This is a genomic window from Vibrio sp. 2096 (assembly GCF_033339595.1).
GTDB lineage: Bacteria > Pseudomonadota > Gammaproteobacteria > Enterobacterales > Vibrionaceae > Vibrio > Vibrio alginolyticus.
The window spans coordinates 58,818-81,169 of the sequence record NZ_JAWOUX010000011.1 but is presented as its reverse complement, the minus strand read 5'-3'; the positions used below and the strand labels follow the sequence as shown (position 1 = coordinate 81,169).

Here is a 22,352-nt window from a genome sequence, read left to right as displayed (position 1 = left end):
TTATTGCTTTTCATACAGAGAGGAATTGGGGAAATTTATACTTTTTCGATTGAATGGAAATGAGGCTTGGTTTGCGTTTACTATTGCGCTCAGAGTAATGAGATAAATAGCCCCAAAAGAGAGCCACAATGACGACTCAACTAGTTGAAAAACGCCTAGCGCCTGAATTGATGATCCAAGATTTGGATGCATTTATGGCGAAGATTGAAGAGTTTGCATCCCTGTTAAAACTGGATGTGAGCTTTGCTCAAGCTGACCATATTGCGTTGCGTATTAACGATACTGATACCGCAAAAGCTGCGCATGAGGCTTGGAGTCAATACGGAAAGGTGATTTCACAAGCGAAAATCAACGGTCGCCCAATTATTGTTATTGAGTTCGATAAAGCGTTGGAAAGCCGTGGCTGGAAGATTGAGTGTCTGGAGCTGCCATACCCTGCGGAAGGCAAAATCTACCCAACTGAAAGCTGGGAACATGTGGAGTTTGTGATTCCGTCTCATGCCGAAACCGCAGATGAGTTTCTTGCTGATTTGAAACACACTTATCCAGCGTTTGGCGCACGCTTTAATGAGTTAGAAGAGCTGGGTGTGAAGATCAAACTATCGAGCCCGAAAGGGGAAGGCGAACGCTTGAATAACCCAACGGTGGCGTTTAAGTATCAAGGCATTTGTATCAAGCTGCACCCGCATTCACTCAAGCGTATTGTTGAGTCTGAGCAGTCGTAAACGCTAGAGTGAGGATTGCTTAGTTGTTGGAAGTAAAAAGGGAGCCGAGACTCCCTTTCGTAAGCGAATCACTATTTAGCCAGTGACTTGCTTTTTGGGTTGGTAATGGAAAGTTTTTTGCCTTTCAACTCTTCATCTAAAGGCAGTGTAAAAGTTTTGGCAAACGGCATTCGTTTACAATGATCCGCCTTGTCTCTAACGATAGTAATAAGAGCTTCTGTCTGTGAGCTTTGCTCTATTTTTAGGCTAAAATCATCGTTCTTACTGCAGCCGTTAGACTCTGTGATAAATGAAATTTGACTCTCACTTGTCCTATAAGTCTCTACCATCATTGCTTGGTGCTCAGACGTCTGGTTTGTTTGCAGTCCTGCGTTTGCTGAACATGCAGTTAAACTGATAGTGCCCAAACCAAGTAGGAATATCTTGAGTCTATGTTTCATCTCGTTACCTTTTTTTGCGTCGTACGAATGAACCTGCAGCCATTAACACCAGTAGGCCAATAGATAAACTGCCGCCTGAACTAGACTTTTTATTAACGTCGTTACCAGCATCGCCCGTATTATCTGTGCTGACTGACATATTTATGTTGCGAACAAATGCTTGCGCGCCGTAAATGCCACTTGAAAACGGGTGTTGGACGTATTCAAACGTTATCGTATTAGATGCTTTGTAAAGATCGATCTGGATCTCTTTATAATCGAGGAGTTGGTTGGTGCTATCGTAAATTTCACCATTAACTAAGATGAACAAGTAATCAAAACCATCGGACATTACTTTGAGATCCATGGTAAGTTTGCCCTTCGGAAGATCGGTCAAAACCAGCTCAGATACACCAGGATAAGCTCCCATATCCGCTGATTGCAGTTCACCATTTTCAGCCGTCCAAGCGTTTTGACCGGTATAAACATTTGCGTCTGCTAGCGGAATGGCATTACGCACTGATCTGCTTGCTTTATCTACACCTGAATACTCGAAAGTTGTTGTGAGTCTGGACAGTTTCGGATGATCGGTAAAGAGCTCTATCGTTGTTTCTGATCCCGAATAGCTAGGTTGGTAGCCGACGGTAATTTGACAGCTTTGCGAAGGCTTTAAGGTACCAGTACAAGTGCTTTTCTCGATGGTACTTCCGTATGATATTGTGCTTTGGTAGATGTTGAATGGGATAGTATCGTCATTACGAATAGTAAAGGTCTCTTGCTGCGCTTTTCGCTCAACGAAACGAAGATCTCGGTACTTAGTGAAGCTGATAGTATTGCGATGGCTATCTATCCATCCATTGTGTTGAAAATGAGCGACGTTGGCGTAAACACCATAAGCGTTTGGTTGAGCACATCCATCCCCCCAGCTGACCACGCCTAGCAATTTGTTGATACCGTTATCATCAACGATGAGTGGACCGCCGCTATCTCCTTGGCAGCTATCTTTACCTCCCCAATAGTATCCGGCGCAAATACCGTCATCTGATACATTAGAGTAGTTTCCTGGTAGGTTTTGGCAGGTAGCTCGATCTACGTATTCCAAATCTACTTGTTGTAAAATGGTTGGGTATATTCGGTCTGTCGTGGACGTATTTCCCCATCCAGCCACGTGCAACTTGTCTCCTACGCGTACGCTATCTAAAAGTTCTGGCGTTGCCAGGTCAATAGTTGCGCTATCGATATTGCGTTCTAATTCAATAAGAGCGATGTCATTGTTCGTTGTTATGTTGTTATATTCATCATGTGAATAGATATTTTTAATGGCGATGCGCTGTGCTTGAGACTCTCTGTTTTTGTCATAAAGACCAAGAACGATATCCAGATCGTCCGCATTAAGACCTTCCACACAGTGCGCAGCAGTTAATACGTATTTTCCACCTAGGAAACTGCCACCACAAAAGTGACCAATAGATGTAGGTTGTCCTTTACGTACCAGTGAAGCAATAAATTTCCAGTCGGAAGTGTTGGCAGGTTCGCCGCCGATAATGCGAGTGGATACATCATTCTGAACAGGCTCAAGAGTATCTGCGATTGTGGTTGCTGGTAAAGTCAGCCCAATCAGAAAAGCCACTAACGTTTTTTTCATTTTAATTCCGTAATATTAACGTGGTTTATTATAAGGAGGGCAAATGATAAACGGAATCATTCTCTCAGTAAATAGTTGTGGAGAAATGAAAAATTATAACGTATCGGTTTAACTTTGATGGTTAGAATTGGAGGGGGGGATCTTCTGAAAAGATGAAACCCGCCAAGTTGGACGGGTTTCACTATCGTTGTAACTAGTACGGAGGGATTACAGGATCACTGTCTTATTCCCATAAACAAAGACGTGGTCATTGATCACTTTATTCAAAGCCTTACTCAATACGTTCTTCTCTACATCGCGTCCCGCTTGCGCCATATCTTGGGCATTGAATGTATGGTCGACAGGAATTACGTCTTGCTTGATGATCGGCCCTTCATCTAAATCATTAGTCACGAAGTGTGCTGTTGCACCGATGATTTTCACACCGCGATCGTAAGCTTGTTGATATGGCTTCGCGCCAATAAAAGCAGGTAAGAAGCTGTGATGAATATTAATGATTTTGTGGTGATATTTCTCAACAAACGTCGGCGTTAATACGCGCATGTATTTAGCTAGCACCAAAAAGTCAGCATCGTATTGATCGATCACTTCTAGCATCTTCTGCTCGTGTTCTTCACGGCTAAGGTTTTCATGGGTCACATGGTGGTAAGGAATGTCGAAGCGTTCAGTGAGAGTTTGCAGTTTGTCGTAATTCCCCACCACAGCGGCGATCTCAACATCTAGGCTTCCATCGTAGGTTTTCATCAGAATATCGCCTAAACAATGCGCTTCTTTTGTGACGAGAATGACGATGCGCTTACGGCGAGAGCCAACCAATTTACGCTTAGCACCTTGCGGGAGAGCTTGGTCCAAGTCGGCAAGAAACGTTTGATCGTTGAAGTACCCCTCCAACTCCGTTCTCATGAAAAAGTGGCCACTGGTATTATCAACAAATTCGTTATTGTGAACGATGTTGAGTTGGTGCTTGTAACAGATATTAGTAATTTTCGAGATGAGACCCGGGGCGTCAGAACAGTGGGTCAACAGTGTTTTCTTTTCCATAAATCAGGTACTTCCATGCATTAATATTTTAGCGTACGAATTTGTTATTATTCCCTGGCGGGTGTAACTGTACTGCCATGTTTCACCATAAATAATCTATTCTTACGTTGGTTTCAACAAAATATCCGCGTGTCGCCGCAAGCTGGTCAGATTGTGGGCTGATGTCACTCCTATTCCTCTGATATACTCTCGATAATTTTTCAAACTCAATACCAAGCATGATCGCAAAAACTTTTTCCTCTGATGGCGCGTTAGGTAAGGCCATTCCTGGCTTTCAAGCTCGTCAGCCACAAATCGATATGGCGGAAGCCGTCAGCAGTGCGATCAAAGATCAAACCCAGTTGGTGGTGGAGGCAGGAACCGGAACCGGTAAGACCTTCGCCTACTTAGTCCCTGCGCTGTTAAGCGGTAAAAAAGTGATCATCAGTACAGGCTCGAAAAACTTGCAAGAGCAGTTGTACCATCGTGACTTACCGCTCATGGTCAATGCGCTTGGTTTTTATGGCCAAGTGGCGTTATTAAAAGGGCGTTCTAATTATCTGTGTTTGGATCGTTTGAGCCGCCAAATGGTCGAAAGCCACACTAATGAATCTGACCCGACGTTATTAACTCAACTGGTTAAAGTGCGTGCTTGGTCATCAGAAACCAAAACAGGTGACCTTGGTGATTGTGATGATCTGCCAGAAGACAGCATGATCATTCCGACTATCACCTCAACCAATGATAACTGTTTAGGTAAAGAATGTCCGAGCTACACTGATTGCTTTGTATTGAAAGCGCGTAAGCGAGCCATGGATTCCGACATTGTTGTAGTGAACCATCACTTGTTTCTTGCTGATTTAGCGATCAAAGAAACAGGATTCGGTGAACTGATTCCAGAAGCCGATGTGTTTATTTTTGATGAAGCTCATCAGTTGCCAGATATTGCGAGCGAATATTTCGGCCAGTCAGTTTCAAGCCGCCAAATTCACGATCTTGCCAAAGACATTGAAATAGCCTATCGCACCGAAGCCAAAGATATGCGTCAATTGCAAAAAGTGGGCGACAAACTCATGCAAAGCGCAATGGACATGCGGATTGTATTGGGTGAGCCAGGCTTTCGTGGCAACTGGCGTGAGGCGTTGCAATCAGGTTCTATTAAGCGAGAATTATTGCGCTTAACTGACAGCCTCGAATTGGCGATTGATGTACTCAAAATAGCCTTAGGGCGCAGTCAATTACTGGATACCGCCTTTGAACGAGCAAATTTGATCAAAGGCCGTATCGACCGGGTATGTGATGTCGATATTACCGGTTACTCATACTGGTACGATACCTCGCCTCGTCATTTCGCTCTGCACATTACGCCTCTTTCTGTCGCGGACAAGTTCCATGAGCAAATAGAGATTAAACAAGGCGCTTGGATTTTCACGTCAGCAACCCTAGCCGTATCGGGCGATTTCAAGCACTTTACTGAGCGCCTTGGCCTCAAGCCTACAAAGCAATTTTCTCTGCCGTCCCCCTTTGATTATCAAAAGCAAGCGCGCCTTTGTGTGCCAAGGTATTTGCCAGAGCCAAACAGTAACGGCTTAGCGGATAAGTTAGTCCGAATGCTTGCTCCGGTGATTGAAGAAAATGATGGTCGCTGCTTCTTTTTATGTACCTCGCACAGCATGATGCGTGAACTAGGTGAGAAGTTCCGAGAAGTACTTGAGCTGCCTGTGTTAATGCAAGGGGAGATGAGTAAGCAGAAAACCTTGGCGGAGTTTATGGAACTGGGTAACGCTTTACTCGTGGCGACGGGCGCTTTCTGGGAAGGGATTGATGTTAGAGGTGATGCGCTGAGCTGTGTTATTATCGACAAATTACCGTTTACCGCCCCTGACGATCCGTTACTCAAAGCCCGTATCGAGGATTGTCGATTACGTGGCGGTGAACCATTTGCTGAAGTACAAATCCCGGATGCAGTGATTACGTTAAAGCAGGGAGTCGGGCGATTAATTCGAGATCAGAAGGATCACGGTGCGTTGATCATTTGTGATAATCGCCTCGTCACGCGAGACTATGGTGGTATTTTCCTCGGAAGTCTACCACCTATCCCAAGGACGCGAGACTTAGATGGAATCAAAGCATTCCTGAAAGCAGAACAATCTGTCACAGACGCAAGTGCTGAGGCATAACCCAATAAATGAGAGTTGTAGAGAGTTAAATGAGCGCAAAAATTCTTGCTATCGATACAGCGACTGAAAACTGTTCAGTTGCGTTGTTGGCTAATGATCAAGTGATTTCACGTAGCGCGGTTGCACCACGCGATCACACCAAAAAAGTACTGCCAATGGTTGATGAAGTACTCAAAGAAGCTGGCCTGACTCTACAAGAGCTGGATGCGTTAGCGTTTGGACGTGGTCCAGGTAGCTTTACTGGCGTTCGTATCGGTATTGGTATCGCACAAGGTTTGGCGTTCGGTGCTGACTTACCTATGATCGGCGTTTCAACGCTGGCTGCAATGGCTCAAGGTAGCTATCGCTTACATGGTGTGACCGATGTCGCTGTGGCTATTGACGCACGTATGGGTGAAGTTTACTGGGCACGTTACACTCGCCAAGCAAACGGTGAGTGGGCAGAGATGGATGCAGAGTGCGTAATTCCACCAGCACGTCTCGTTGAAGAAGCACAAGCAGACGACAAAACGTGGACGACAGCAGGTACTGGTTGGGATGCTTACCAAGAAGTATTAGCAGACCTACCGTTTAATTTGACGCATAGTGACGTTCTGTACCCTGATTCACAAGACATCGTGATTCTTGCTGAACAAGAATTTAAAAAGGGTAATACCGTGCCGGTCGAAGATTCGAGCCCTGTTTATTTACGTGATAATGTGACATGGAAAAAACTTCCTGGTCGCGAATAGTCCGTTTTTCATTAACCTGACAAAAAGCAGGGCGTTTGCCCTGTATTTTTATGGAGTGCTATGGCGTCGATTAATGGCTTGCCTCCTTCTTTGATTCCCGGTGCAAATCGCACTCATAAAGCCAGTCAAAAGAAGCAGGTAAATAAATCACAAACAAAGCAGCCTGTAGGTCAGCCTTCAAAGGTTGCTAACGCCGTGGCGCACTCCATAAAACACGTGGATGAGTCCCAAATTCACCGAGCTCAAGTGCAATATGACCTTCCTGAAGGGGGCGCACGTAAAGCAATGGAGCAGTACATGGATGTCATGAATCGAGCTAAAAAAGAGGAACTGGCTCAATTACTTGGTGTCGATATTTACGTGTGAGATCTCCCCAGCTTGGGGTTACAAATATTGAAAGGTGGTTTATGAAGGTTTTTGGACGGTTTTTTCTCGCATTATTTGCTACGGTTGGTTTGTCTGCGTGTAGCTCGTTGCCAGAGGAGCTAAATGCAAGCACAGAATTGGTCGTTACAGACTATAAAGCTTTTGCTGAGTCTCAGGGGCAAGTGAGTGAAGATGTTCGCCTTGGTGGAATCATCGCTAAAGTGGATAACTTTAAAGATAAAACGCGTCTAGAGATTGTAAACCTTCCTATCAGTAAGTCTGGTAAACCTGATATTGATGAAGAGCCTACGGGGCGTTTTGTCGCCTATTTTGATGGCTATTTAGAGCCTGTCGCCTTTAGTGAAGGCCGTTTGGTGACGGTTGTAGGCAAAGGAGCAGGGGAAGAAGAAGGAAAGATCGGTGAGCACGGTTACATCTTCCCAGTAATTAAGGGGGAAGGGTACCGTTTATGGAAAATTGAAGAACGTGTACGCATGTATGACTCGCCAACCTACTTTTACCCATGTTACTCGATTAACTGCCGCATGTGGCGTAATGATTTCCCGCAAGACGGTAAAGTGATAAAACAGGTCAAATAATCTGCGATGCATGAGCGTCAATTCGAGCTTCCTGCCGGCAAAATGGCAGCCCTTGAGATAGGGAACGAGAAAACGGCTGACTTGTCAGTCGTTTTTCTTCATGGGTGGTTAGATAATGCGGGCAGCTTTAAAGCGCTCATGGAGCAGTTGAATCAACTTAATCCTCACTTACACCTCCTCGCCATCGATCATTTTGGTCACGGTTTATCGAGTCATAAATCTCACGATAATTATTACCCCTTTCACGACTATATTGCCGATTTATATCAGCTGTTGGACGAATTATCACCAAACAGACTGATATTAGTAGGGCATTCACTTGGTGCTTTAATCGCAAGTTGCTATAGTGCTGCGTTTCCAGAGCAGGTCGAAGCTCTTGTGCAAATTGAGGGAGCAGGACCTCTTACTGAAGATCCTACTAACAGTTTGCCTCGTCTTCGCGATGGCGTTTTAAGTCGAATAAGACAGCAAAACAAGCCAGAGCGAAGCATTGCCTCCTTCGATCTGGCGTTAAAATTACGCATGCAAGCCAACCAATTAACCGCTGAGCAGCTTCTGCCGATAGTCGAGCGAGGAACGGAGCAGCGAGGAGATAAATGGTATTGGCGGCATGATGCCAAGTTAAAATGTGCGTCGCTTTACCGAATGGCGCAAGCGCATGCTAACTCGATTACCAGCCAAATACGTTGTCCTCATTTGATCGTATTAGGCGATCAAGGATTTCAGAATTTACCATCTAACCAAGCTGATTGGGGAGAGAACCCACCGCAAGTGGTTTCTGTCAAGGGTGGTCATCACTGTCATTTAGAGCAAATACTCGAGGTCGCAACGCGAATTCTTGGTGTAGTTAACAAAATTTAAACAAGTGTTTGAGAGTTGCGTGCTCAAGCACGTTCGCTGTGCTGTAATAGCTTTCAAAATAAAAAGGACGCTATTTTTTAGCCAGTTATAAACGAGGAGTAACATCGTGGATAAACCATGGCTTTCACGTTATCCAAGTGACGTACCTGAAACCATTAATCCAGAGCAATATGAGTCTTTGGTAGAAATGTTTGAACAGTCTGTACAAAAATATGCAGACCAACCAGCATTCATGAACATGGGCTCGGTTATGACCTTCCGTAAATTGGAAGAGCGTAGTCGCGCATTCGCAGCGTATCTGCAAAACGAGTTAAAACTGCAAAAGGGTGACCGCGTTGCTCTGATGATGCCAAACTTACTGCAATACCCAGTAGCATTATTTGGTATTTTGCGTGCAGGTTGTATCGCCGTAAACGTTAACCCACTTTACACTCCTCGTGAACTTGAACACCAATTGAATGACTCAGGTGCGACGACGATTGTGATTGTGTCTAACTTTGCGAATACGCTAGAACAAATCGTCGATAAAACACCAGTCAAACACGTAGTGTTAACCAGTCTTGGTCAAATGCTGCCACGAGCGAAAGGTACGATTGTCGATTTCGTGGTGAAGTACGTTAAGGGCATGGTGCCTAAGTACGATTTACCTGGTGCAATCTCAATGCGTCAGGCTCTACGTAAAGGTCGTCGTCTACAATACGTTAAACCGTTTATGTCTGGGGATGACATTGCATTCCTGCAATATACGGGGGGGACGACAGGTGTCGCGAAAGGCGCGATTCTGACTCACCGCAACATGATTGCGAACGTTCTACAGGCAAAAGGCGCGTACGGACCGGTTTTATCTCCGGGGCGTGAATTAGTCGTGACAGCATTACCGCTGTATCACGTATTTGCTCTTACCGTAAACTGTCTGCTGTTTGTTGAAATGGGTGGTCGTAACTTACTTATTACCAACCCTAGAGATATTCCAGGGTTCGTGAAAGAGCTACAAAAGCATCCGTTTACTGCGATTACGGGCGTGAATACCTTATTTAATGCATTGGTCAATAATGAAGATTTCCACGAGTTGGATTTCAGTAATCTACGTTTAGCCGTTGGCGGCGGCATGGCAGTGCAGCGCTCAGTGGCAGAAAGATGGCAAAAGACCACGGGTTGTTATTTGCTCGAAGGTTACGGTCTAACAGAGTGTTCTCCGTTGGTGGCGGCATATCCGCATGATCTTGTTGAATACAATGGCTCTATTGGTCTGCCGGTACCATCAACAGAAGTTCGTATCGTGGACGAAGAAGGTAACGCTCTTGCGAATACTGAAACTGGCGAACTTCAAGTTCGTGGTCCTCAGGTTATGCAAGGTTACTGGCAACGACCTGAAGCAACGAAAGATACGATTAACGAAGACGGCTGGCTATCAACCGGCGACATCGTTAAGTTCGATGACGAAGGCTTCCTGCATATCGTTGACCGTAAGAAAGACATGATCTTAGTATCAGGCTTTAATGTTTACCCGAACGAAATCGAAGACGTTGTAGCACTTCACGGCAAAGTACTTGAAGTTGCTGCTATTGGTCAGCCGCATGAAGTGTCTGGTGAATTAGTGAAGATTTATGTCGTGAAACGCGATCCGAGCTTGACCAAAGACGAAGTGATCGCGCATTGTCGAGAACACTTAACTGGCTACAAAGTTCCGAAGTTGGTTGAGTTCCGCGAAGACTTACCTAAAACCAATGTCGGTAAGATCTTGCGTCGTGTTTTACGCGAAGAGAATGACGCTGAACTTGCGAAGAAAAGCGCATAAGCCGATTTCGTCGAGTCGAGAGATTTAAAAAATGATAGAATGCCAGCGTTTTGCTGGCATTTTTATAGCGAGAAGTATGTGAACTATCAAATTATTACTAAAAACAAAGACCTAGAAGAGGTTTGCACTCATGCCCGAGAGGCAGACGTAGTGATGCTGGATACCGAATTCGTTCGTATTCGCACTTTCTACCCGCAGTTAGGTCTGATTCAGCTTTTCGATGGTAATCGCCTCTCGCTGATTGATCCGACTGAATTAACGGATATGACGCCGTTTGTAGCGCTATTAAAAGATACTTCTGTGCTAAAAGTGCTGCACGCATGTGGTGAAGATTTAGAAGTTTTCCAAAACGCTTTTGGTTGTACACCATTCCCTATGGTGGATACGCAGCTGATGGCCGCTTTTCTCGGTCACGGCCTATCGACAGGCTTCGCATCGCTGGTGGAAGAATATTTAGGCGTAGAGCTCGACAAAAGTGAATCACGTACCGACTGGATGGCTCGTCCACTGACACAAAAGCAATTAGATTATGCTGCCGCAGATGTTCATTACTTGTTACCGTTATACGAAAAGCTGTTCGATAAGGTGACGCAAGCAGGTTGGTGGGAAGCTGTACAGCAAGAAAGTGATTTACTCGTTTCGAAACGTATTCGCGTAACCAATGAAGAGAATGCCTACCTTGATATTAAGGGCGCTTGGCAATTAAAACCTTCTGAGCTGGCTATTTTAAAGCCATTGGCGACGTGGCGTTATCGTGAAGCAATCAAACGAGATTTAGCGCTGAACTTTATCTTCAAAGAAGGTGATCTATTAACGGTCGCTCGTCTTGGTTTAACGAACTTTAAGAAGATGGAAGCAGAAGATATTGATATCCGAGCGATTAACCGCCATGGCGCGAAGATTGCCGCGATTGTTAAGCAAGCGAAGCAAACACCTTCTGAAGAGTATCCTGCGAAAATTGAGCGTTTAATGGACTATCCGGGTTACAAGCAGGTCTTCAAAAATATGAAAGACTTGGTGAAATCGGCTTCGCAGAAGTCAGGTTTAGCCACGGAGTTCCTTGCCTCTAAAAAGCAGATCAATCAGTTGATCAGTTGGGTTTGGAAAAAAGATCGTGACCCAGAAGTATTGCCTGATTTGATGCAAGGGTGGCGTTTGGATTTACTCGGCGACAAGATGAATAAAGCATTAAAGTAATGAAAGATGAAAAAGGTTGGCCTCGATGCCAACCTTTTTCGTTCTAATTAGAGCATTCGTCTGGCGAGAGAAACTGATTACTTTTCTTCGTCTGGTAGCTTCACATTCAGCTCAAGAACTGAGATATCGTCGTCTTTGTGCTCAAATGTTAAGTCAACCATATTTGGATCAATTGCCACGTACTTGCTGATCACCTTCAAGATGTCTTCTTTTAATTGAGGCAAGTAAGACGGCGCAGGATCATTTTGGCTGCGGCGCTCTGCGACAATGATTTGCAAACGCTCTTTAGCTAGATTCGCAGAAGTTTTCTTCTGTGGACGGAAAAATTCTAATAATGACATGTCTAGCCTCCAAAGAGTCGTTTAAAGAGTCCTTTCTTCTCCTCAGTAAGGAAACGAAATTCAACCTGATTGCCTAATAAGCGATCAACGGTGTCAGAATAAGCCATACCCGCATCGGTGTTATCGTCAAAAGTGACTGGCACACCTTTGTTTGACGCGTTAAGCACGGCTTGGCTTTCTGGAATCACGCCCAGTAGTGGAATATGTAAGATCTCCTCTACGTCTTCAACGCTTAGCATTTCGCCTTGAGTGACGCGAGATGGGTTGTAGCGAGTCAGTAGAAGGTGCTGTTTTACTGGCTCTAGCCCTTGTTCTGCACGCAGTGACTTGGAATCTAAAATACCGAGAATGCGGTCAGAGTCACGCACAGAAGAGACTTCTGGGTTCGTTGTGACAATGGCTTCATCGGCATAGTACAAGGCCATTAACGCGCCTTGCTCGATACCTGCTGGTGAATCACAAATAATGAAATCAAAGCCCATTTCATCAAGTTCGCCGAATACGCGCTGAACACCATCTTTTGTCAGTGCGTCTTTATCACGAGTTTGAGAAGCAGGAAGAATAAATAGGTTGTCCGTGCGCTTATCTTTGATCAGCGCTTGGTTTAATGTCGCTTCGCCGTTAATGACGTTCACAAAGTCATACACGACGCGGCGCTCACAGCCCATGATTAGATCGAGGTTACGCAAACCGATGTCAAAATCGATCACCGCTGTCTTTTTTCCCTTAAGAGCTAGACCAGAGGCGATGGCTGCGCTTGAAGTGGTTTTACCAACGCCACCTTTACCAGACGTTACTACAATAATGCGTGCCATTTTTTTTCCTTTTTAGATTAAATCGCGAGAACTTCTAAATGTAATGATTCATCGGCTTTACTGATCATTACTTTCTTTTGCCAGTACTCGCTTTCAATTTGATCGCTTAACCAGTAGTCACCCGCAATGGATACCAGTTCTGCTTGTAAATCGTGGCAAATAATACGCGCTTCCTGCTGACCACTTGCTCCTGCAATCGCACGACCTCGAAGTGTGCCATGGATATGAATAGAGCCGTCAGCAATGACTTCAGCACCTGCACTTACGTGCGCTAGCACCACCAAATCACCATCTTTTGCGTAGATCTGTTGTCCTGAGCGGACAGGCGTACGAACTACTTTCGTTGGTGCCATTTTGGCAGGTGCTTGGCTTGGCGATTTGCTCGCCGACATAATGGCGAAGCCAGCTTCGGAAGCAAGGTTTTGTACACGCTTGTCTTTACAGCCCGTTACACCGACCGGAATAAAACCGGCATCTGAGATGCCTTGTTTAAGCTTAGGGAAATCAATGTCGCCTTGTACTTTTGCTATATTGATTACCAAAGGCGCGGATGCAAAAAAAGAAGGTGCTTGAGAAACTTTTTCTTGCAAAAATTCGACAGTCTTTGCGATCTCATTGTCAGAAAGGTGTAAAACTGACAATGTAAAACTGCTACCTTTAAGGTCTGGTGAATGGGTCATCGTGGACTTCTTGCCTTTATTGAAAGAGCGTTGCCTTAAACTAGGTATGTCATGTTATATTTCATCCTTTGACGCAGCAAGTTCTCTCGTGGGCAAATAGGTGAATTAATCTCAAATTTGCTATTAAGTTTGCGAGAATTTGACGTTTTCAACCTAATCCGCACTCAACGCGGCTAAATCAGCATAAAAGGCGTGTCATGCTTTGTTCTATTTATAAAAGCTCGAAAAAAGAAGGTACTTATCTCTATATTCCGAAAAAGGATGATTTTTCACAGGTTCCTGACACCTTAATGCAGATGTTCGGTAAGCCTATCGCTGTCATGACGATTAAACTTGATGGCCGTAAATTGGCACAAGTTGATATCGAAAAAGTGAAGGCTTCATTACAAAATGATGGCTTCTTTCTTCAGGTTCCACCGCCGCCGGAGAACCTATTAGAAAAGTACAAAGAACAAAAAGCCCAGCAGAAAGGCGAATAACGTCATCGTTTTTCATCTGGGATTTCTGCCTTGCTCAAGGAGGGCAATATGAAAAAGATACTGGCTACCATGCTTAGCGTTGGTATGTGTACCTCGGCTTTTGCAAGTAGCGAGGGTTTTGATGAATACTTGAATAAGCTGCGTGCTGAAGCTCGTGATAAAGGTATCTCAGAGCAGGTCATTAGTGCTGCTTTTGCTAATGTTGAGTACAAGCCCCGAGCAGTAAAAGCGGACCGAAACCAACCAGAAAAGAAACTGACATTGGATGAGTACATTCCTCGCGCGGTGCCTGAATGGAAGGTGAAGCAAGCCAGACAACTCTACAAAGAGCATTACACCGAGCTAAAGCGTATAGGCGATGAGTACGGTGTCCACCCGCGCTTTATTGTGGCACTTTGGGGAGTTGAAAGTAACTTTGGTAAGTTTACCGGCAACTTTAAAGTGATTGATGCACTATCCACAATGGCATTTGAAGGCCGTCGTGAAGAGTTTTTCCGTAAAGAGACTATGTCGGCACTGCAGATCCTCGATCAAGGCCATATTGAGCTAGAGAACTTTAAAGGCTCATGGGCTGGTGCTATGGGTCAATGCCAGTTTATGCCAAGCTCTTTCCTTCGTTTTGCTGCTGACGGCAACGGGGATGGTAAAAAAGACATATGGCAATCTGAAGCGGACGTGTTTGCATCAACCGCTAACTATTTGAGCAAGTCTGGTTGGGATGATAAATATACCTGGGGTCGCCAAGTTAAGGTTCCTAAAAATATTGATCGCAGCCTAGAAGGGCGCACGGCTGAAAAAGGCAAATACCTTCAAGAGTGGAGCCAATTAGGTATCACAAAATATGACGGTAGCCCGTTGCCAAAACTGGATGAAGACATCAAAGCATGGTTGATCATGCCGGACGACGAGAATGGTCGTACGTATCTGGTTTACAATAACTATAACGTATTGATGAAGTGGAACCGCTCTTACTACTTCGCACTTGCTGTGAGTCACTTGGCTGACCGCATTAAATACTGATCTGCCATCAAACAATTTGGCATCCAGTCTTCAATACAAGGGCTCTTCGGAGCCCTTTGTTTTTTCTATAACCAAATCGAGGTAAAGCGTGTTATCTGAACGTGCCGCACAAATGGTGATTTTCTCCGCTCTTCTTAAACACAAAAGCTTCACAGCTGCTGCAAAGAGCTTAGGCGTGTCGGTGTCTCATGTGAGTAAACAGTTAAGTCAGTTAGAAGCGTCTCTTGGTATCAAGCTTGTTCAACGCACTACGCGAAGCTTTACGCCGACTGAGGCAGGGAAAACCTTTTTTCATCACTGTGAGCAAGTGGTACAAGCGGTGAGCAGCGCCACATTAGAGATGGAAACCCAGCGGGATGAAGTAGCAGGTTTGGTACGTCTTGGGTTGTCGCAATCATTTGGTACCTTACACATTATTCCAGCGATTCAAGAGTTACGCGAACTGTATCCTCAACTTCAAGTGGAAGTACATCTGTTTGACTATAAGGTCGATATGTTAGCCGAAGGGCTCGATTTATGGGTAACCAACAACGAGCATTTGCCTGAAGGTTACATTGCGCAGCGTTTGACGGATTGCCAGTTTGTTGTTGCGGCATCGCCAGATTACTTATTGAAACATGACACGCCAACAGAACCGGATGACCTATCTGCTCACAACTGCCTCATATACAGAAGCTGGGAGCGTGACTATACGGGGTGGGCGTTTACCAAAGATCAGCAAGAATTGAACGTAAAAGTCTCGGGTAACTATTCAGTGGATCTGGCAGAAGCCGTCCGGGATGCGGCTATTGCAGGTTGGGGTATTGCCTACCTTGCCACTTACTTGCTGGGTGATGAGTTCAGAACGGGTAAGTTAATACAGCTGTTACCTGACTGGAAAGCTAGCCAGTCGATGCCGTTTTATGCGGTATACCCAAGCCGCCAACATATGCCAAAAAAAATATCCGCAGTGATTAACTTTATCAAACAGAAGATCGGCAACCCTTGTCATTGGGACCAACGTTTGGCGCCTTACATCTCTATTCCTAAATAACAGGATCAATGACGTTGTAGAACGACACATAAGGTGATTCACTTCACAAAAATTTTTCCTGAATCAGAAACATATTTTCCATATGGAAATAATTAAAATAAGCAAACGTTTATCTTTAATAAATTCAATTGGTTATTTTGTTGGTCAGTTATTGGTCGCTTAAACTTTTCACACTGTTAACATCCTCAACTTGCAGCATTTTGAGTCCGCTATACAATCCGGTGCCTTCCATATCCCCCTTCTGTCGGATTCATTTTATGAACTCAATTATTGGTATCGTAGCCATACTATTCCTAGCATGGCTACTTTCTACAAATAGAAAAAATATAAAGCTGAGAACGGTGTCGTTTGCGTTTGCTTTGCAGGTACTGTTTGCGTTGTTGGTTTTATATGTACCAGCAGGACGAGATGCGCTGAATTCAGTGAGCAGTGTTGTGTCGAATTTGATCAACTATGGTCAAGAGGGCATTGCGTTTTTATTCGGTAATTTGGCTACAGGGGGCTTCACCTTTGCGATCAATGTTCTGGGTATCATCGTTTTCTTCTCCTCTCTTATCTCAGGTCTTTATCACATTGGTGTGATGCCAAAAATCATTAACTTTATCGGTGGTGGTATTCAAAAGCTGCTGGGTATCGGTCGTGCTGAGTCTTTGTCTGCTACGGCGAATATCTTTGTTGGCACCATTGAAGCACCATTAATGGTAAAGCCTTACCTAAAACACATGACTGACTCGCAGTTCTTTGCAGTTATGACCGGTGGTTTAGCGTCAGTTGCTGGCGGAACGTTGGTTGGTTACGCATCACTGGGTGTCGACCTCAACTATCTTATTGCTGCTGCATTTATGTCAGCACCTGCCGGCTTGTTGATGGCAAAAATTTTAATGCCAGAAGATACGGATAAAGCAGCAGATATCGACATTAGCCAAGTTGAAATTCCACGTGCAACCAACGTAGTAGAAGCATTAGCCGATGGTGCCATGGCGGGTGTACGCATTGCTGTATCGGTCGGTGGTACGTTACTGGCGTTTATTAGTGTCATTGCAATGCTAAACGGCATGTTAGGCTGGATAGGTGATCTTATTGGGACCCCCTTAAGTTTTGAGCTCATCCTAGGTTTTGTGTTTGCGCCAGTCGCTTGGTTGTTGGGTATACCATGGCAAGAGGCAACCACAGCAGGCTCGCTGATTGGTAACAAGATTGTGGTGAATGAGTTCGTCGCTTTCATCCAGCTTGCAGAAGTGAAGTCTCAACTTAGTGAACACTCACAAGCAATCGTGACGTTTGCTTTGTGTGGCTTTGCAAACATCTCAAGCATGGCGATGCTGATTGGTGGGTTGGGCTCATTGGTACCAGAAAAGCGTGCATTTGTTTCTAAGCATGGTTTCCGTGCGATTATCGCTGGTGTCATGGCGAACTTAATGAGCGCTTCGATTGCGGGCGTGATTTTAAGTCTGTAATTGAAATAGATATCAACAATTAGCAAAAAGGCTCCTTGCGGAGCCTTTTTCGTATCTGAAGTTTTACGTTATTTGTCTGTGTGGAACTGTTCGCAAGCGAGCATCGTGTTCTCAATTAAACTTGCGACGGTCATTGGGCCAACGCCACCAGGAACAGGAGTAATAAAGCTCGCACTTTCACGTGCTTTGTCGTATTCCACGTCGCCAACTAGTTTGCCTGAATCAAGACGGTTAATACCGACATCGACCACCACTGCGCCTTTTTTAATCCACTCACCAGGGATGAAGTTAGGCTTACCAACCGCCACCACGACAACGTCAGCTTGACGCACATGACTCTCTAGGTCTTTGGTAAAACGGTGACATGTTGTTGTTGTGCAGCCCGCAAGCAGCAGCTCAAGTGTCATTGGACGACCAACAATGTTTGATGCACCAACCACAACCGCATGTTTACCACGTAGCTCAATGTTGTAACGGTCGAGTAGGGTAATTATGCCCTTTGGCGTGCAAGAGCGAAGCTTTGGAATACGCTGCGCAAGACGACCAACGTTGTAAGGATGGAAGCCATCCACGTCCTTCTCTGGGTGAATGCGCTCTAAAACATGTGTTGTGTCTATGCCTGCAGGAAGGGGTAATTGCACTAGAATGCCGTCAATTTCATCATCGTTGTTTAATTCATCAATCAGAGCTAGTAACTCTTCTTCTGAGCTAGACGCAGGAAGGTCAAAAGACTTAGAAACAAACCCAACTTCTTCACATGCGCGGCGTTTGCTACCGACATAAACCTGAGAAGCAGGATCTTCACCAACTAGAACCACTGCTAAACCAGGAGCACGTAGCCCAGCTTCAACACGTGCTTTAACACGTGCAGCCACTTCGGATCGAACAGTTTGGGAAATGAGAGTTCCGTCTATATTTTGAGCAGTCATGACTTTCCTTATAAATTAAGAAGGCAGATTATCTGCGGCGCATTGTCGCAGAATTTCTTATTAACATCCATACGCAAACGTTTGCTTTGTGGTGTTTTTGAACATTAAGCGTTTTAATGGACTTTTTTTAGGCATTCAGATCAGAATGTTATGAAAACCCGTTGATTTACCCGTTTGAACTCGTATAATCCTGTCCCTGTAGCGCGCCCTTAGCTCAGCTGGATAGAGCACGTCCCTTCTAAGGATGTGGTCATAGGTTCGAATCCTATAGGGCGTGCCATTTATTCAAAAGCCTCGATAACTCTTTGAGTTGTCGGGGCTTTGTCGTTTTTAGGTTTTTGGCTGTAATTGCCACTCTATCTACAACTTTTGAATGGCATTCTAGCCATTGCAATTTCTAGCAATCTGGATAGCCACCAACAAAAAAGCGCTGGTTAACCAGCGCTTTTGCATTTACTAAGGGCATTACACCTTTTTAAAGATGATGGAGGTGTTGATGCCGCCAAAGGCGAAGTTGTTACTCATCAAATATTTCACGTCCAGTTCTCGGCCTTGTCCGGCGATGTAGTCTAAATCGCCACATTGCTCGTCGAGGTTTTCTAGGTTGAGCGTTGGGTTAAACCAACCTGTGTGCATCATTTCTAAACCTAGCCACGCTTCAATCGCGCCACAGGCGCCTAGTGTGTGGCCAAAGTAGCTCTTGAGTGAACTTATTGGCACTTTGCCCAGAGCATTCGCTGTTGCGTTGCTTTCCGCAATATCGCCGCGGTCGGTGGCAGTGCCGTGAGCAGATACATAGTCGATCTTCTCAGCAGGAATGCTCGCGTTTTGCAAAGCCATTTCCATACAGATTTGCATGGTTTCCATCTGTGGTTGAGTGACGTGTGCGGCATCACAGTTGCTGGCAAAACCGATGATTTCTGCATAGATTTTCGCGCCACGAGCGACGGCGTGTTCGTACTCTTCCAGAACTAGCGTTCCCGCACCTTCACCAATCACCAAACCATCGCGATCGGAGTCATAAGGTCTTGGTGTGCTTTTCGGGTCTTCATTCTTTAGACTGGTGGCAAAAAGGGTATCGAAGACAGCGGATTCCGTTGGGCACAATTCTTCAGCGCCACCAGCAACCATGACCGTTTGGTAGCCGTGCTTGATCGCTTCGTAGGCGTAGCCGATTGCTTGGCTGCCAGAGGTACATGCACTGCTGGTTGGGATCACTCGGCCTTTCAAACCGAAAAATAGACCAACGTTCACTGCCGTGGTATGCGGCATCATCTGTACGTAAGTCGTTGCGGTGATCGCTTTAGTGGTTTTCTCATTCAGCATGACACCAAATGCACCGATTGCGTCAGTACTGCCTGTTGATGAGCCGTATGCGATACCCGTTTGACCATTGGTGAGTACGCCGTTACCAATCAAACCTGCTTGGCTCAGTGCGTTTTCTGTTGCGACGGTCGCTAATTTGGAAACACGGCCCATGCCGCGTACTTGCTTGCGCTTGTAGTGCTTTGGCAGTTCAAAATCTAAAATCGGTGCTGCGAGCTTGGTGTTCAAACCATCATACTGTTCGTAAGAAGGCATGTATTGCGTCGCGTTCTGGCAGTCACGCAGTTTTGGTTCGACAGATTGCCAATCGTTACCAAACGCAGTCACGCCTGACATTCCGGTTACAACAACTCGACGGCTCATACTAGGCCTCCGTTTACCGAAATGACTTGGCGAGTTACATAGCCTGCGATGTCAGACATAAGGTAACTGACTAAACCAGCAACTTCTTCTGGCTCTCCCATGCGGCGCAAAGGAATTTGCGGCATCGCATGTTCTTTCACGTGTTCGTCTACCATGCCTGTGTCGATAAGTCCCGGTGCAACGCAGTTGACGGTGATTTTGCGTTTTGCCAGTTCAAGCGCGAGTGATTTTGTTGCACCAATTACGCCCGCTTTCGCTGCGCTGTAGTTAGTTTGACCACGATTCCCCATTAGGCCAGAGACTGATGCAAGCGTAACAATTCGGCCGCCTTTGCGCTTTTGCACCATTGGCATAACACAAGGGTGAAGAACGTTGTAGAAGCTATCTAAGTTGGTATGAATCACACCATCCCATTCTTCTTCGGTCATCGCAGGGAAAGCGGTATCTTTTGTGATGCCAGCGTTGTTTACGACGCCATAGTAAGCGCCGTGTTCGGCGATATCGGCTTCTAGCTTCTCACGACAATCTGTACGGTCACTGATGTCGAATTGGATAAGACGACCGTTACCCCCATGCTGTTCGATGGTGTCTAGGGTATCTTGCGCGCCTTGTTGATCGCCCATGTAATGGACAATGACTTGGAAACCATCTTTGGCTAATTGAACGGCAATGGCTTTACCGATGCCTTTGCTGGCACCTGTAACGAGGACTTGGCGGGTCATTGTTGACTCCTGATTTTCATTTCTTGTAATTTTTCTTCTGATGGAACGTAAACGTTCAATTGGCAAGTCGCTACAACAGTTCCTTGTAGCTCAATACGGGCAGAAAATACCGCCATACCGTTATCTTCCATGACTTTTTCGGCATACACATCGAGCACTTGTCCGCGAGAAAACGCATCGCATTCAGACGTGTATCGACGGCTACCAAGCAAAAAGCCAATTGGTGGCGCTTGTTCTTTCATTAATGCGTGGTAACCAGACCACGCCGCGACAGATTGCGCCATAAACTCAATGCCAACGTAAGCAGGCACGGTTTGAGAGGCCGAGTCGAAGAACGGGTTGTGTTCTGCGATATCAACCTGGCAGTGAATCGTATCTTGTTGAACATCCAAAGCACGATCAACCAAGATCATTGGTTTGTCGTGTGGCAAAAGTTGTTCGATGGGAGGAAGTTTAGTCATGAGCGTAACCAAAAATAAGACTAATATTATTGCCACCAAAAGCAAAAGAGTTGCTGAGAATCGCTTTGTTACCCAGTTTGGTTGGCGTCTCAACTAACGATATATGGATATCGTCTGCTTTGGTTTCGCAGTGTTGTATTGGCAAATCAAGGTTGTACTTGAGAATATGCCAAGCGATCGCGGCTTCCGTTGCACTTGCTGCACCTAATGTGTGTCCGGTAAGTGGCTTTGTCGAGCTTACGGGAACGGAGTCTCCAAAGCAGCGATGAATAGCTTTGCTTTCCATCGCATCGTTTAACGGCGTTGCTGTGCCATGCGCGTTGATGTAACCAATGTCTTGCGCTGTAAGTCCTGCATTGGCCAACGCTTTTTTCATCGCTTCTTCTGCGCCTAACCCTTCTGGATGTGGTGCGGAAATATGGTGTGCGTCTGAGCTGTCGCCAGCTCCGAGAAGAGCGACGGGCGCAGGTGTTTTGCTTAGCAACATTAATGCTGCGGCTTCGCCGATACTGATGCCGTTGCGATGTTGATCAAACGGCTTACAAAGGCTATTGGATAGAGCTTCTAGACCGTTAAAGCCGTTTAGTGTTAGGCGACAAATGGTATCTACACCACCCACAATAACCGCATCAACAATGCCAGAGCGAATCAGGCGTTGCGCGGTTAAAAAGACACGACCACTAGAAGAACAGGCGGTTGAAACTGAGTAATGTGGGCCGCTCAAATCAAAGTAGGCGGCAATAAAATCGCTGCAGTTGCCAAGCTCTTGTTTGGTGTAATGGTAGTCGGCAGGAAAATTACCCTTTGCCAGCTTTTCACCAAATGCGATTTCGCCATCTGAAATGCCAGATGTGCTGGTGCCGATCACGACTGCGATACGGTCACGGCCATATTTAGCAATGGCGTCACGCACGTCGCCTTCGATTTGCTGCAAAGCCGAAAGTGCGAGGCGGTTGTTTCTCGTATCAAACTGGCTGAGTGCGGGTGGTAATTGCGGTAACGTCTGTGCGATTCGACCGATTACTGTTTGGCGGCCTGAATTTAAAATATCTCGGTCAACCACCATGTTGGATGGCTTCGCTCCTGATAAACACTGGTGGATGAGCGCATCATCTTGTCCCATGGCAGAGTGAAAGCCACAGGCCTGAATATACAAAGGTTGAGAAGAGCGAATAGGCATATTGT

Annotated in this window: 23 protein-coding genes and 1 tRNA gene; 13 read left to right on the top strand and 11 right to left on the bottom strand. The window is 45.6% G+C overall.

Annotation, left to right across the window (positions count from 1 at the left end; translation table 11 throughout):
• Window positions 1-128 precede the first annotated feature (128 nt).
• Entirely contained in the window at window positions 129-725 is a 597-nt protein-coding gene (locus R7Q41_RS18620) for a VOC family protein (protein ID WP_213893645.1), read from the top strand.
• A 71-nt stretch (window positions 726-796) separates the two neighbouring features.
• On the opposite strand, the gene R7Q41_RS18615 is transcribed toward R7Q41_RS18620, so the two are convergent.
• From R7Q41_RS18615 to purU, 3 genes are all read right to left on the bottom strand, one after another.
• Complete coding sequence (locus R7Q41_RS18615; protein ID WP_005382200.1) at window positions 797-1,165, bottom strand: hypothetical protein; 369 nt, start codon at window positions 1,163-1,165, stop codon at window positions 797-799.
• A 4-nt stretch (window positions 1,166-1,169) separates the two neighbouring features.
• Window positions 1,170-2,789 carry a serine protease gene (locus tag R7Q41_RS18610; RefSeq protein WP_318144622.1) on the bottom strand — a complete coding sequence of 540 codons (1,620 nt, stop codon included), beginning with the start codon at window positions 2,787-2,789 and terminating at the stop codon, window positions 1,170-1,172.
• Window positions 2,790-2,996: 207 nt separating this feature from the next.
• Complete coding sequence (gene purU, locus R7Q41_RS18605; protein WP_005382206.1) at window positions 2,997-3,830, bottom strand: formyltetrahydrofolate deformylase; 834 nt, start codon at window positions 3,828-3,830, stop codon at window positions 2,997-2,999.
• A 218-nt stretch (window positions 3,831-4,048) separates the two neighbouring features.
• Here purU and R7Q41_RS18600 point away from each other — a divergent pair, with 218 nt between their 5' ends.
• The 7 genes from R7Q41_RS18600 to rnd all read left to right on the top strand — a co-directional run bounded on the left by R7Q41_RS18600 (window position 4,049) and on the right by rnd (window position 11,541).
• Entirely contained in the window at window positions 4,049-5,989 is a 1,941-nt protein-coding gene (locus tag R7Q41_RS18600) for an ATP-dependent DNA helicase (RefSeq protein WP_005382210.1), read from the top strand.
• Between the two features lie 29 nt (window positions 5,990-6,018).
• Complete coding sequence (gene tsaB, locus R7Q41_RS18595; protein ID WP_017819943.1) at window positions 6,019-6,720, top strand: tRNA (adenosine(37)-N6)-threonylcarbamoyltransferase complex dimerization subunit type 1 TsaB; 702 nt, start codon at window positions 6,019-6,021, stop codon at window positions 6,718-6,720.
• A 60-nt stretch (window positions 6,721-6,780) separates the two neighbouring features.
• On the top strand, window positions 6,781-7,086 hold the full coding sequence (locus R7Q41_RS18590; RefSeq protein WP_017819942.1) for a hypothetical protein: 306 nt from the start codon (window positions 6,781-6,783) through the stop codon (window positions 7,084-7,086).
• A gap of 41 nt (window positions 7,087-7,127) precedes the next feature.
• Window positions 7,128-7,685: a Slp family lipoprotein gene (locus R7Q41_RS18585; RefSeq protein WP_005382214.1), complete on the top strand. Its 558-nt coding sequence runs from the start codon at window positions 7,128-7,130 to the stop codon at window positions 7,683-7,685.
• Between the two features lie 6 nt (window positions 7,686-7,691).
• Window positions 7,692-8,546, top strand: a complete 855-nt coding sequence (locus R7Q41_RS18580; protein WP_238958909.1) for an alpha/beta fold hydrolase — start codon at window positions 7,692-7,694, stop codon at window positions 8,544-8,546.
• Window positions 8,547-8,652: 106 nt separating this feature from the next.
• The gene (gene fadD / locus R7Q41_RS18575; RefSeq protein WP_005382216.1) at window positions 8,653-10,344 is read left to right on the top strand and encodes a long-chain-fatty-acid--CoA ligase FadD; all 1,692 of its coding nucleotides are present in this window, start codon (window positions 8,653-8,655) and stop codon (window positions 10,342-10,344) included.
• Between the two features lie 78 nt (window positions 10,345-10,422).
• Entirely contained in the window at window positions 10,423-11,541 is a 1,119-nt protein-coding gene (gene rnd, locus R7Q41_RS18570; RefSeq protein WP_031777213.1) for a ribonuclease D, read from the top strand.
• 77 nt (window positions 11,542-11,618) lie between these two features.
• On the opposite strand, the gene minE is transcribed toward rnd, so the two are convergent.
• Genes minE through minC form a run of 3 tightly spaced genes read right to left on the bottom strand, consistent with a single transcriptional unit; the run spans window position 11,619 to window position 13,377 of the window.
• A complete protein-coding gene (gene minE, locus R7Q41_RS18565) occupies window positions 11,619-11,882 on the bottom strand; it encodes a cell division topological specificity factor MinE (RefSeq protein ID WP_005388332.1) in 264 nt (87 codons plus the stop codon).
• Window positions 11,883-11,884: 2 nt separating this feature from the next.
• Complete coding sequence (gene minD / locus R7Q41_RS18560; RefSeq protein WP_005388331.1) at window positions 11,885-12,697, bottom strand: septum site-determining protein MinD; 813 nt, start codon at window positions 12,695-12,697, stop codon at window positions 11,885-11,887.
• A 17-nt stretch (window positions 12,698-12,714) separates the two neighbouring features.
• Window positions 12,715-13,377 (bottom strand): septum site-determining protein MinC, encoded by a 663-nt coding sequence (gene minC / locus R7Q41_RS18555; RefSeq protein WP_005382304.1) that lies wholly within the window; start codon window positions 13,375-13,377, stop codon window positions 12,715-12,717.
• Window positions 13,378-13,574: 197 nt separating this feature from the next.
• On the opposite strand from minC, the gene R7Q41_RS18550 reads away from it, so the two are divergent.
• The 4 genes from R7Q41_RS18550 to R7Q41_RS18535 all read left to right on the top strand — a co-directional run bounded on the left by R7Q41_RS18550 (window position 13,575) and on the right by R7Q41_RS18535 (window position 17,366).
• Entirely contained in the window at window positions 13,575-13,856 is a 282-nt protein-coding gene (locus tag R7Q41_RS18550) for a YcgL domain-containing protein (RefSeq protein ID WP_005382303.1), read from the top strand.
• Window positions 13,857-13,904: 48 nt separating this feature from the next.
• Complete coding sequence (locus R7Q41_RS18545) at window positions 13,905-14,876, top strand: lytic transglycosylase domain-containing protein (protein WP_005388330.1); 972 nt, start codon at window positions 13,905-13,907, stop codon at window positions 14,874-14,876.
• Between the two features lie 88 nt (window positions 14,877-14,964).
• Complete coding sequence (locus R7Q41_RS18540; protein WP_017634801.1) at window positions 14,965-15,909, top strand: LysR family transcriptional regulator; 945 nt, start codon at window positions 14,965-14,967, stop codon at window positions 15,907-15,909.
• 257 nt (window positions 15,910-16,166) lie between these two features.
• Window positions 16,167-17,366 (top strand): NupC/NupG family nucleoside CNT transporter, encoded by a 1,200-nt coding sequence (locus R7Q41_RS18535; protein WP_005382298.1) that lies wholly within the window; start codon window positions 16,167-16,169, stop codon window positions 17,364-17,366.
• Between the two features lie 68 nt (window positions 17,367-17,434).
• On the opposite strand, the gene folD is transcribed toward R7Q41_RS18535, so the two are convergent.
• Window positions 17,435-18,295: a bifunctional methylenetetrahydrofolate dehydrogenase/methenyltetrahydrofolate cyclohydrolase FolD gene (gene folD / locus R7Q41_RS18530; RefSeq protein WP_005382297.1), complete on the bottom strand. Its 861-nt coding sequence runs from the start codon at window positions 18,293-18,295 to the stop codon at window positions 17,435-17,437.
• A gap of 203 nt (window positions 18,296-18,498) precedes the next feature.
• On the opposite strand from folD, the gene R7Q41_RS18525 reads away from it, so the two are divergent.
• Window positions 18,499-18,575, top strand: a tRNA-Arg gene (locus R7Q41_RS18525).
• A 185-nt stretch (window positions 18,576-18,760) separates the two neighbouring features.
• On the opposite strand, the gene R7Q41_RS18520 is transcribed toward R7Q41_RS18525, so the two are convergent.
• The 4 genes from R7Q41_RS18520 to R7Q41_RS18505 are packed head-to-tail and all read right to left on the bottom strand — an operon-like array spanning window position 18,761 to window position 22,347.
• Window positions 18,761-19,984: a beta-ketoacyl-ACP synthase gene (locus R7Q41_RS18520; protein ID WP_318109085.1), complete on the bottom strand. Its 1,224-nt coding sequence runs from the start codon at window positions 19,982-19,984 to the stop codon at window positions 18,761-18,763.
• Window positions 19,981-20,706 carry a 3-oxoacyl-ACP reductase FabG gene (gene fabG / locus R7Q41_RS18515; protein ID WP_318109088.1) on the bottom strand — a complete coding sequence of 242 codons (726 nt, stop codon included), beginning with the start codon at window positions 20,704-20,706 and terminating at the stop codon, window positions 19,981-19,983. Before fabG ends, R7Q41_RS18520 begins: the two co-directional genes overlap by 4 nt.
• Complete coding sequence (locus R7Q41_RS18510) at window positions 20,703-21,167, bottom strand: hotdog family protein (protein ID WP_025507259.1); 465 nt, start codon at window positions 21,165-21,167, stop codon at window positions 20,703-20,705. The genes fabG and R7Q41_RS18510 overlap by 4 nt, the downstream gene beginning before the upstream one ends.
• The gene (locus R7Q41_RS18505) at window positions 21,160-22,347 is read right to left on the bottom strand and encodes a beta-ketoacyl-[acyl-carrier-protein] synthase family protein (RefSeq protein ID WP_318109091.1); all 1,188 of its coding nucleotides are present in this window, start codon (window positions 22,345-22,347) and stop codon (window positions 21,160-21,162) included. The genes R7Q41_RS18510 and R7Q41_RS18505 overlap by 8 nt, the downstream gene beginning before the upstream one ends.
• Window positions 22,348-22,352 lie beyond the last annotated feature (5 nt).

What these genes read in the sequence shown, in the direction of transcription:
- R7Q41_RS18620 (WP_213893645.1), top strand. Translation starts at nt 129, where the DNA reads ATGACGACTCAACTAGTTGAAAAACGCCTAGCGCCTGAATTGATGATC.
- R7Q41_RS18615 (WP_005382200.1), bottom strand. Translation starts at nt 1,165, where the DNA reads ATGAAACATAGACTCAAGATATTCCTACTTGGTTTGGGCACTATCAGT.
- R7Q41_RS18610 (WP_318144622.1), bottom strand. Translation starts at nt 2,789, where the DNA reads ATGAAAAAAACGTTAGTGGCTTTTCTGATTGGGCTGACTTTACCAGCA.
- purU (WP_005382206.1), bottom strand. Translation starts at nt 3,830, where the DNA reads ATGGAAAAGAAAACACTGTTGACCCACTGTTCTGACGCCCCGGGTCTC.
- R7Q41_RS18600 (WP_005382210.1), top strand. Translation starts at nt 4,049, where the DNA reads ATGATCGCAAAAACTTTTTCCTCTGATGGCGCGTTAGGTAAGGCCATT.
- tsaB (WP_017819943.1), top strand. Translation starts at nt 6,019, where the DNA reads ATGAGCGCAAAAATTCTTGCTATCGATACAGCGACTGAAAACTGTTCA.
- R7Q41_RS18590 (WP_017819942.1), top strand. Translation starts at nt 6,781, where the DNA reads ATGGCGTCGATTAATGGCTTGCCTCCTTCTTTGATTCCCGGTGCAAAT.
- R7Q41_RS18585 (WP_005382214.1), top strand. Translation starts at nt 7,128, where the DNA reads ATGAAGGTTTTTGGACGGTTTTTTCTCGCATTATTTGCTACGGTTGGT.
- R7Q41_RS18580 (WP_238958909.1), top strand. Translation starts at nt 7,692, where the DNA reads ATGCATGAGCGTCAATTCGAGCTTCCTGCCGGCAAAATGGCAGCCCTT.
- minE (WP_005388332.1), bottom strand. Translation starts at nt 11,882, where the DNA reads ATGTCATTATTAGAATTTTTCCGTCCACAGAAGAAAACTTCTGCGAAT.
- minD (WP_005388331.1), bottom strand. Translation starts at nt 12,697, where the DNA reads ATGGCACGCATTATTGTAGTAACGTCTGGTAAAGGTGGCGTTGGTAAA.
- minC (WP_005382304.1), bottom strand. Translation starts at nt 13,377, where the DNA reads ATGACCCATTCACCAGACCTTAAAGGTAGCAGTTTTACATTGTCAGTT.
- R7Q41_RS18550 (WP_005382303.1), top strand. Translation starts at nt 13,575, where the DNA reads ATGCTTTGTTCTATTTATAAAAGCTCGAAAAAAGAAGGTACTTATCTC.
- R7Q41_RS18545 (WP_005388330.1), top strand. Translation starts at nt 13,905, where the DNA reads ATGAAAAAGATACTGGCTACCATGCTTAGCGTTGGTATGTGTACCTCG.
- R7Q41_RS18535 (WP_005382298.1), top strand. Translation starts at nt 16,167, where the DNA reads ATGAACTCAATTATTGGTATCGTAGCCATACTATTCCTAGCATGGCTA.
- folD (WP_005382297.1), bottom strand. Translation starts at nt 18,295, where the DNA reads ATGACTGCTCAAAATATAGACGGAACTCTCATTTCCCAAACTGTTCGA.
- R7Q41_RS18520 (WP_318109085.1), bottom strand. Translation starts at nt 19,984, where the DNA reads ATGAGCCGTCGAGTTGTTGTAACCGGAATGTCAGGCGTGACTGCGTTT.
- fabG (WP_318109088.1), bottom strand. Translation starts at nt 20,706, where the DNA reads ATGACCCGCCAAGTCCTCGTTACAGGTGCCAGCAAAGGCATCGGTAAA.
- R7Q41_RS18510 (WP_025507259.1), bottom strand. Translation starts at nt 21,167, where the DNA reads ATGACTAAACTTCCTCCCATCGAACAACTTTTGCCACACGACAAACCA.
- R7Q41_RS18505 (WP_318109091.1), bottom strand. Translation starts at nt 22,347, where the DNA reads ATGCCTATTCGCTCTTCTCAACCTTTGTATATTCAGGCCTGTGGCTTT.